Source organism: Streptococcus mitis (assembly GCF_009496205.1).
Classification (GTDB): Bacteria; Bacillota; Bacilli; order Lactobacillales; family Streptococcaceae; genus Streptococcus; species Streptococcus mitis_BN.
In genome coordinates this window covers 1-8688 of the sequence record NZ_WIJO01000067.1, presented here as the reverse complement: position 1 = coordinate 8688, position 8688 = coordinate 1, and the positions used below count along the sequence as shown (strand labels likewise).

The window sequence follows — 8688 nt, the reverse complement described above, 5'->3', positions numbered from 1 at the left end:
TAAAATCCGAAATGTTTTATGGCCATGAGAAAAACTTTAAATCACTTAATCAATTGGAACAAGCTATTATAGACTATATCGATTACTACAACAACAAACGAATTAAGGTAAAACTAAAAGGACTTAGTCCTGTCCAATACAGAACTAAATCCTTTCAATAATTATTTGTCCAACTTTTTGGGGTCAGTACATGTACTGACGTTTTTTTATATGCTTATTTTGATTTGATATAGTTGATACCATCTGCTTTTGGTGCGACTGCTTTTCCAAAGAAGGCTGCCAAGACCAAAATAGTCAAAACATAAGGTGCGATTTGAAGATAAACCGCAGGTACTCCTTGTAGGAATGGCAATTGAGATCCGATAACAGCCAAACTTTGTGAAAGTCCAAAGAAGAGACTAGATAGCATGGCTCCGATTGGATTCCATTTTCCAAAGATCATCGCAGCAAGAGCGATAAATCCAGGTCCAACAATAGTTGTTACTGAGAAGTTAACTGAGATGGATTGAGCATAAATCGCTCCACCAATTCCACCTAGGAAACCTGAAATAATAACCCCTAAATATCTCATCTTGTAGACGTTGATTCCCAAGGTATCCGCTGCTTGAGGATGTTCACCGACAGAGCGGAGACGAAGACCAAAACGAGTCTTGAAGAGGATAAACCAAGCAAGGAATGAGAAGGCAATCGCGATATAACCTAGTAGACTAGTTGACTTGAAGAAGATATCACCAATCACTGGGATATTTGCCAAGACTGGGAAATCAAAGCGTCCAAAAGTTTGACTTAGGTTGTCGGTTTGTCCTTTGTTATAAAGAACTTTCACTAAGAAAACAGCCAAGGCAGGCGCCATCAAGTTCAATACCGTACCGCTGACAACATGGTCTGCACGGAAATGAACCGTCGCTGCTGCGTGGATGATAGAGAAGAGTCCTCCAACCAATCCTGCTACAAGCAAGGATAGCCATGGAGTTGCTGCTCCAAATTGTTCTGCAAATTCAAGGTTAAAGACAACTCCAGAAAAGGCACCCATAACCATAATTCCTTCAAGACCGACGTTTACCACACCACCACGTTCAGAGAAAACACCACCAATACTTGTAAAGATGAGAGGTGCTGAGTAAATCAGCATAGAAGACACCAAGAGGGTGAGCAAGGTTGTAATAGACATCTTTACTTACCTCCTTTAACTTGTTTTTTCGGTTTGACAAAGCGTTCGATAAGGTAATGAACACTGACAAAGAAGATAATAGACGCTGTTACAATGCTGACAAGCTCAGACGGTACCTGCGCCGCATTCATACCAGGAGCTCCAACTTGGAGAACACCAAATAAGAAGGCTGCAAATAGAATACCAATTGGTGAGTTGGCCGCAAGCAGACTAACCGCCATCCCGTTAAATCCGACAGCCAATGACGCCCCTTGAACATAGACGTTCTGAAAGGTTCCAAGTCCTTCAACAGCTCCACCAAGACCTGCCAAGGCACCTGAAATAATCATTGAGAGAATAATCGTTCTTTTTGCAGAAATACCAGCATATTCTGAAGCATGTGAATTAAGACCAACCGCACGGATTTCAAAACCAAGGGTTGTTTTCTTGAGCATGAACCAAATGACTGCAACGGCAATAAGAGCAAAGAAAATACCAATATTCATCCGCGAATTACCAGTCAACTCAGCTAACCAAGGTGTCTGGTAGGTTGCATTAGCCCCAACACGAATGGTCGAATCTGTACTTTGCATGAAGTCTTTAGGGAAGGCATGGATAAAGGCATTTCCTACATACAAGACAATGTAGTTCATCATGATGGTTACGATAACCTCTGATGTCCCTAGATAAGCTCTCAGAATCCCCGGAATCGCTCCGACAATCCCACCAGCAATCAAGGCAATCACGATGGTTGCTAGAATCATCAAGGGACGGGGCATATCTGGATGCGATAGGGCAAACCAACCACTGAGAATCCAACCTGCCAAAGCCTGACCAGGAAGCCCGACGTTAAAGAAACCTGCACGACTGGCAACGGCAAAACCAAGACCAATTAAGATTAGAGGCCCCATAGCACGGAAGATTTCTCCAATACCGCGTAGACTACCAAAGGCTGTATAGAACAATTCTTCGTAGCCCCAAATAGCATCATAACCGAAGATCCACATGACAATGGCTCCGAGTAAAATTCCTAGGAATACAGAAATCAAGGGAACCGAAATTTGTTGTAATTTTTTAGACATCACTCTTCTCCTTTCCCAAGTTTCCACCAGCCATCAAGACACCAAGCTCTTGTTTATTGGTTGTTTCTGGTGACACAATACCTTGAATCTTACCATCATGGATAACAGCAATACGATCTGAGACGTTTAAAATCTCATCCAATTCAAAGCTGACAACCAGGACAGCCTTACCGTTATCACGCTCTTCAATCAAGCGTTTGTGGATATATTCAATGGCACCGACATCCAACCCACGAGTTGGCTGGCTGACGATAAGGAGATCAGGATCTCGATCAATTTCACGAGCAATAATTGCTTTTTGTTGATTTCCTCCTGAGAGTGCAGCTGCAGGCACAAATTCACTGGCAGCACGAACATCAAACTCTTCCATTAGCTTTTTAGCATAAGAAGTAATATTTGAATAGTTCAAAATTCCATTTTTACTATGTGGTTCTTTGTAGTAGGTTTGAAGGGCAATATTCTCAGAAATCATCATTTCCAAAATCAAACCATCACGGTGACGGTCTTCTGGAACGTGCCCAACACTCAACTCTGTAATCTGACGTGGGTGCAAGCCTACAATTGAATCTCCTTTTAGCTCAATGCTACCAGATTCAACCTTGCGAAGACCTGTGATTGCTTGAATGAGTTCAGATTGACCATTTCCATCAATCCCCGCAATACCAACAATCTCTCCAGCACGAACATCCAAGGACAGATTTTTCACAGCTGGGACACCGCGGTTTTCATTGACCACCAAATCTTTGATTGACAAGACCACTTCTTTTGGTTGAGAGGCTTGTTTCTCTGTTTTAAAGGAAACGGAACGTCCTACCATCATTTCTGCCAAATCAGCATTGGTAGCCCCTGCAATTTCTACAGTTTCAATTGATTTCCCACGACGAATAACTGTAACGCGGTCAGAAACTGCGCGAATCTCGTCCAACTTGTGGGTAATCAAGATAATTGATTTTCCTTCTTTGACAAGATTTTTCATAATAGCCATCAACTCATCAATTTCTGACGGAGTCAAGACTGCCGTTGGTTCGTCAAAGATAAGGATATCAGCCCCCCGATAAAGGGTTTTTAAAATTTCTACACGTTGTTGGGCACCAACTGAGATGTCTGCCACCTTGGCAGAAGGGTCCACAGCTAAGCCATAACGTTCAGAAAGAGCCTTGATTTCTTTGCTAGCTCCAGCGATATCTAGCACACCATTTTTAGTCAATTCACTTCCTAAAATGATGTTTTCAGCCACCGTGAAAGCCTCTACCAACATAAAGTGCTGGTGAACCATTCCGATTCCCAAGCTAGCTGCTTTAGATGGCGAGTCGAGGTTAACAACTTGACCGTTGACCGCGATTTCACCACTGGTTGGTTCAAGAAGCCCTGCTAACATGTTCATTAGCGTGGATTTTCCAGCCCCATTTTCTCCTAAAAGTGCATGAATTTCACCTTTTCGTAGGTGCAGGTTGATTTTGTCGTTGGCAACAAATTCACCAAACACCTTGGTAATATCACGCATCTCAATGACATTTTCGTGTGCCATGTGCTCTTCCTTTCAGAGTCTTATTTTATTTCAATAAAACTTGCTAGTTTGTCTAGTAGCAAGCTTTACTGAGACAAAATGACTTTGTCTCAACTCTTAAAAAAGCGGCCAAGGGCCGCTTCCTAAGAAATGACTTCCATCCATTATTTTTCAGGAACTTTTACGCTTCCATCAAGGATTTTAGCTTTAGCATCTTCAACAGCTTTTTTACCTTCTTCTGAAAGGTTTGTCACTGCCAAGTCAACCCCTTTATCTTTCAACGAGTAAACGATTACTTGACCGCCAGGGAATTCACCTTTTTCTGCCTTGTTCGCAATATCTTTTACAGTTGTACCAACTTGTTTCAAAGTAGATACAAGAACAAAGTTTGATTCTTTTCCATCTTTAGAAGTGTATTTACCTTCTCCTACTTGGTCACGGTCAACACCGATAACCCAAACTTTTTCACTTTCAGGACGGCTTTCGTTGAGTGATTTAGCTTCTGCAAAGACACCTGCACCTGTTCCACCTGCTGCTTGGTAAACAACGTCTGCACCAGCTGCGTATTGTGCTGCTGCAATTGTTTTACCTTTAGCCGCATCACCAAATGAACCAGCATAGTCAACTTGTACTTTGATAGATGGGTCTACTGACTCAACACCAGCTTTAAATCCAGCTGCAAAACGTGAGATAACTTCAGACTCGATACCACCTACAAAACCAACTTGTTTTGTTTTAGTTGTTTTAGCTGCTGCAACACCTGCAAGGTAAGCAGCTTCGTTATCAGCAAATGTTACGCTCGCAACATTCTTTTGATCTTTAATCACATCATCAATCAAGACATAGTTCAAGTCAGAGTGGTCTTTTGCTGCTTCTTCAACCGCATTGTGAAGAGCAAAACCAACACCGAAGATTAGGTTGTAACTTCCAGCCGCTTGTTGCAAGTTGTTAGCGTAGTCAGCTTCACTTGTTGATTGGAAGTAAGTAAAACCTTTATCTTTTGAAAGATTGTGTTCTTTACCCCAAGCCTGCAAACCTTCCCAAGCTGATTGGTTGAATGATTTGTCATCAACACCACCAGTATCAGTGACGATTGCTGCTTTTGTCTTCACGTCAGAAGATGAAGCTGCGTTACGAGAAGAGCGGTTACCACATGCAGCAAGTCCAACTGCTGCCACTGCAACTAGACCAAGGCCTAGCCATTGTTTCTTGTTCATTACTGAACCTCCTAAATAAGATGTGCAACGATGTTGCAAGTATGGATTGGTTGGCCACAAGGACCGTGCCACTCAGAGAGCGACTCAGACTAGTTTAAGTCTGTAAAAGAGTATGGAAGTAATTCCCCGACCGTCATCTCGACCGTCGATTTATCTTTTGCGACTAAGGTCACTTTTAGATCTTGTTCAAAAAATTCAGCCATCACTTGGCGACAAGCACCACATGGTGAAATTGGTTTTTCAGTCTGACCATAGACAATCAATTCTGAAAATTCTCTTTGGCCTTCAGAAACTGCTTTAAAAATCGCTGTACGTTCTCCACAGTTAGTCAAAGAATAACTAGCATTCTCAATATTGACACCTGTATAAGAGCTACCATCTTTCGCCACTAAAACTGCTCCGATAGGAAAGTGAGAATAGGGCACATAGGCTTTCTTGCTGGTTTCAATTGCTAGTTCAATCAACTCAGTAGTCGCCATCAGCCAATTCTCCTTTTAAAATGGCTACCCCAGCTGACGTTCCGATACGGGTCGCCCCTGCTTCCACAAAGGCAAGAGCATCTGCATAAGAACGAGCTCCACCTGCAGCCTTGACTCCCATATCAGGTCCAACTGTTTCACGCATTAATCTAACATCTGCTACTGTCGCACCACCAGTTGAAAAGCCAGTAGATGTTTTAACAAAATCAGCTCCTGCTTTTTGGGCTAATTGGCAAGCCACAACTTTTTCTTGGTCTGTCAGAAGGCAAGCTTCAATAATGACTTTCACTAACTTGTCACCACTTGCTTCTACTACTGCGCGAATATCCGACTCAACCAAATCAAGATTACCTGTTTTGAGAGCTCCAACATTAATCACCATATCAATCTCATCTGCACCATTTTGGATAGCTTCCTTGGTTTCAAATGATTTCACGGCTGAAGTTGTTGCTCCCAAGGGGAAACCAACCACTGTACAGACCTTGACATCTGTACCTTCAAGCCCTTTTTTAGCATGTTCAACCCAGGTCGGATTAACACAGACGCTGGCAAAATCATACTCTCTAGCCTCAGACAACAAACAATCAATTTGTTTTTCTGTCGCATCCTGCTTCAAAAGCGTATGATCGATATATTTATTTAATTTCATATCCGGATTCTCCTGTTGTTTATGAGATAATTTCTATAATTTCTCGTAAACTTCGCACCCTATCATTTATTTTAACATATTTTTGAAAATCTGTAACTAGCTGAGGGGAAATTTTTCCATTTGTGTATACTTTTGCAACAATTTCTCCCTTTTGAACGGAATCTCCAACTTTCTTTTCAAAAACAATTCCAGTTTCATAGTCCAAGACATCAGTCTTGACTGCACGGCCGGCTCCCAGTCTCATGGCATAAAGGCCAAATTCCATGGCTGGAAGAGCTGAAATGACACCTGTTTCCTGAGCAGGGATTTCCACCACATGGGACACATTGACTGGGCGATAGAGGTCTTCCAAGTCTCCACCTTGGGCTTGGACCATCTCCTCAAACTTAGCAAGCGCTTGACCATTTTCAAGATGTTGGCGAACTTCTTCAACTGTTTTATTTACACTTGCCAGGCCAAGCATAATTTGAGCCAATTCACAGATGAAGTGGGTAATATCCTGACGGCCTTGCCCTTGTAAAATCTCCAGTGCTTCAAGGATTTCAAGGCGATTTCCAATAGCACGTCCCAAGGGCTGACTCATATCCGTAATGACTGCTACCGTCTTTCGACCAACTGCCTTACCAAGTTCCACCATAGTTTGAGCCAGTTCACGCGCCTCATCAACCGTCTTCATGAAGGCCCCCTCACCGACAGTCACGTCTAGCAAAATAGCATCCGCCCCTGCCGCAATTTTCTTGCTCATCACCGAACTCGCAATCAAAGGAATCGTGTCGACAGTTGCGGTTACATCACGGAGGGCGTAGAGAAGCTTATCTGCTTTGACCAGCTGGTCTGATTGCCCAATGACAGATACACCAATGTCCTGTACCTGACGAATAAAATCCTCTTGACTACGTTCTACTTGATAACCCTTAATGGACTCCAACTTATCAATTGTTCCGCCAGTATGGCCGAGACCACGACCACTCATTTTGGCCACAGGTACACCGAAGCTAGCAACAAGAGGAGCTAAAATCAAAGTCACCTTGTCACCAACACCCCCAGTAGAATGCTTGTCAACCTTAACCCCATCAATAGCGGATAAATCAAACTCTTGGCCTGTCTGAACCATTCTCATGGTCAAATCAGATATTTCTCGAGTCGTCATTCCTTTGAAATAGACAGCCATAGCAAAGGCAGACATCTGATAATCAGGAACAGTTCCTGACACATAGCCTTCTACCAGCCATTCAATTTCACTCGAAGTCAGTTCTTGACCGTCTCGTTTCTTTTGGATTAAATCAACTGCTCTCATTCTTTCACACTTCTAAGGATATAGTATCCCTTATCTTTTTTGACGATTTCACAATTACCAAACACATCTTCCATCTTGGACTTGGCACTTGGAGCCCCTTGTTTCTTCTGGATAACGATTGTTAAATCCCCACCAGTTTCCAAGAAATCTTTACTTTTCTCAATGATTTCATGAACCACTTGCTTACCTGCACGGATAGGGGGGTTGGAAATGACATGGTCAAATTTCCCTTCAACTTGTTCATAGATGTTAGACTGGAAAATCGTAGCTGCCACTTTATTTCGTTCAGCATTTTGTCGTGCCAAATCCAAGGCACGATTGTTGATGTCGACCATGGTCGCCTGAACTCCATAAGCCTTAGCTAAGGACAAACCCAAAGGTCCGTAACCACAGCCTACATCAAGGACAGTTTCTCCTTGGTTGACCTCAAGACACTTGAGCAAGAGTTGACTTCCAAAGTCAACCATTTTCTTGCTAAAAACACCCGCATCCGTTAAAAAGGTCATTTTTTCTCCCAACAAGTCCACTCTCAACTCATGAATGTCGTGAGCAGCGTCAGGATTTTCTGCATAATACATTTTACTCATGAAACTATTTTACCATAATTTGACTTAAATTGTAAATCGTTTACAAATTGATAATAAAACGAAAAAAGACTGAAGAAAGCTAGTAGGTAAAACCTTTTCTTCAATCTCTTTCAACACTTATAGATAAATGATAAACCATTTAGAACCATAAATATCATAGTCAGGATAAAACAATAAATTTGTCATCTATAATCAGACGCATTTTCATTTACTATTGCTTAACCTTCAGATACTTAATTATCAACAAAATTCCCAACAAGATGTTTAGATAAAAGCCCAACTGATACGTTTTTGTCAGGAATTCCAAACTTGTCCAAAGTCGTATCAAATCTTCTAGCGACATGCGGAAGAGATACCCTTCTGTAGCAATCCACAAAATCAAAAATAGATAACTTCCAGCAGCAAGCCTTTTCGCCCATCGTTTTTTTAGTAGCCAAGCAATCAAGAGTGAACAGATAAAGACAGCTGTTACAATGGCATGTTCCATCAAAAAAGTAAAACCGTAATAGGTTTCCACAAAACGTCTACCATTATCCGCATTGGCTCCTTTTATAAAAGGTAAGGCGAAACTTAAAATAAAACAGAGTTCCATATTGTACTGACCCCAAAAAGTTAGACAATTAATTTATCCGAAGGATTTAGTTCTGTATTGTACAGGGCTAAGTCCTTTTAGTTTTACCTTAATTCGTTTATTGTTGTAGTAATCAATATAGTCTACAA

The 8688-nt window shown here is 41.8% G+C and carries 11 protein-coding genes; 1 reads left to right on the top strand and 10 read right to left on the bottom strand.

The genetic code is table 11. The annotated features are described in order from the left end of the window. Positions 1–161: IS3 family transposase (locus GEZ85_RS09165; protein ID WP_153210100.1), on the top strand; the 161-nt coding region annotated here is incomplete at its 5' end. Between the two features lie 53 nt (positions 162–214). Here the strand turns inward: GEZ85_RS09165 and GEZ85_RS09160 are convergent. From GEZ85_RS09160 to GEZ85_RS09115, 10 genes are all read right to left on the bottom strand, one after another. After that, positions 215–1171, bottom strand: coding sequence for an ABC transporter permease (locus tag GEZ85_RS09160; RefSeq protein ID WP_000029122.1), 957 nt, complete (start codon positions 1169–1171; stop codon positions 215–217). A gap of 2 nt (positions 1172–1173) precedes the next feature. Continuing rightward, positions 1174–2232: an ABC transporter permease gene (locus tag GEZ85_RS09155; RefSeq protein ID WP_153210101.1), complete on the bottom strand. Its 1059-nt coding sequence runs from the start codon at positions 2230–2232 to the stop codon at positions 1174–1176. Next, positions 2225–3760 (bottom strand): ABC transporter ATP-binding protein, encoded by a 1536-nt coding sequence (locus GEZ85_RS09150; protein ID WP_153210102.1) that lies wholly within the window; start codon positions 3758–3760, stop codon positions 2225–2227. Before GEZ85_RS09150 ends, GEZ85_RS09155 begins: the two co-directional genes overlap by 8 nt. 143 nt (positions 3761–3903) lie before the next feature. Further along, positions 3904–4956, bottom strand: coding sequence for a BMP family lipoprotein (locus GEZ85_RS09145; protein ID WP_153210103.1), 1053 nt, complete (start codon positions 4954–4956; stop codon positions 3904–3906). An 89-nt stretch (positions 4957–5045) separates the two neighbouring features. Then, a complete protein-coding gene (locus GEZ85_RS09140; protein WP_000246097.1) occupies positions 5046–5435 on the bottom strand; it encodes a cytidine deaminase in 390 nt (129 codons plus the stop codon). Beyond that, positions 5422–6084 (bottom strand): deoxyribose-phosphate aldolase, encoded by a 663-nt coding sequence (gene deoC / locus GEZ85_RS09135; protein ID WP_153210104.1) that lies wholly within the window; start codon positions 6082–6084, stop codon positions 5422–5424. Before deoC ends, GEZ85_RS09140 begins: the two co-directional genes overlap by 14 nt. Before the next feature lie 19 nt (positions 6085–6103). Beyond that, positions 6104–7381 carry a pyrimidine-nucleoside phosphorylase gene (locus GEZ85_RS09130; protein ID WP_153210105.1) on the bottom strand — a complete coding sequence of 426 codons (1278 nt, stop codon included), beginning with the start codon at positions 7379–7381 and terminating at the stop codon, positions 6104–6106. Continuing rightward, a complete protein-coding gene (locus GEZ85_RS09125; protein WP_080550737.1) occupies positions 7378–7968 on the bottom strand; it encodes a class I SAM-dependent methyltransferase in 591 nt (196 codons plus the stop codon). The genes GEZ85_RS09130 and GEZ85_RS09125 overlap by 4 nt, the downstream gene beginning before the upstream one ends. 211 nt (positions 7969–8179) lie before the next feature. Then, on the bottom strand, positions 8180–8560 hold the full coding sequence (locus tag GEZ85_RS09120) for a hypothetical protein (RefSeq protein ID WP_153210106.1): 381 nt from the start codon (positions 8558–8560) through the stop codon (positions 8180–8182). A 33-nt stretch (positions 8561–8593) separates the two neighbouring features. After that, a partial coding sequence (locus GEZ85_RS09115) for an IS3 family transposase (RefSeq protein ID WP_140834408.1) occupies positions 8594–8688 on the bottom strand: 95 nt, incomplete at its 5' end.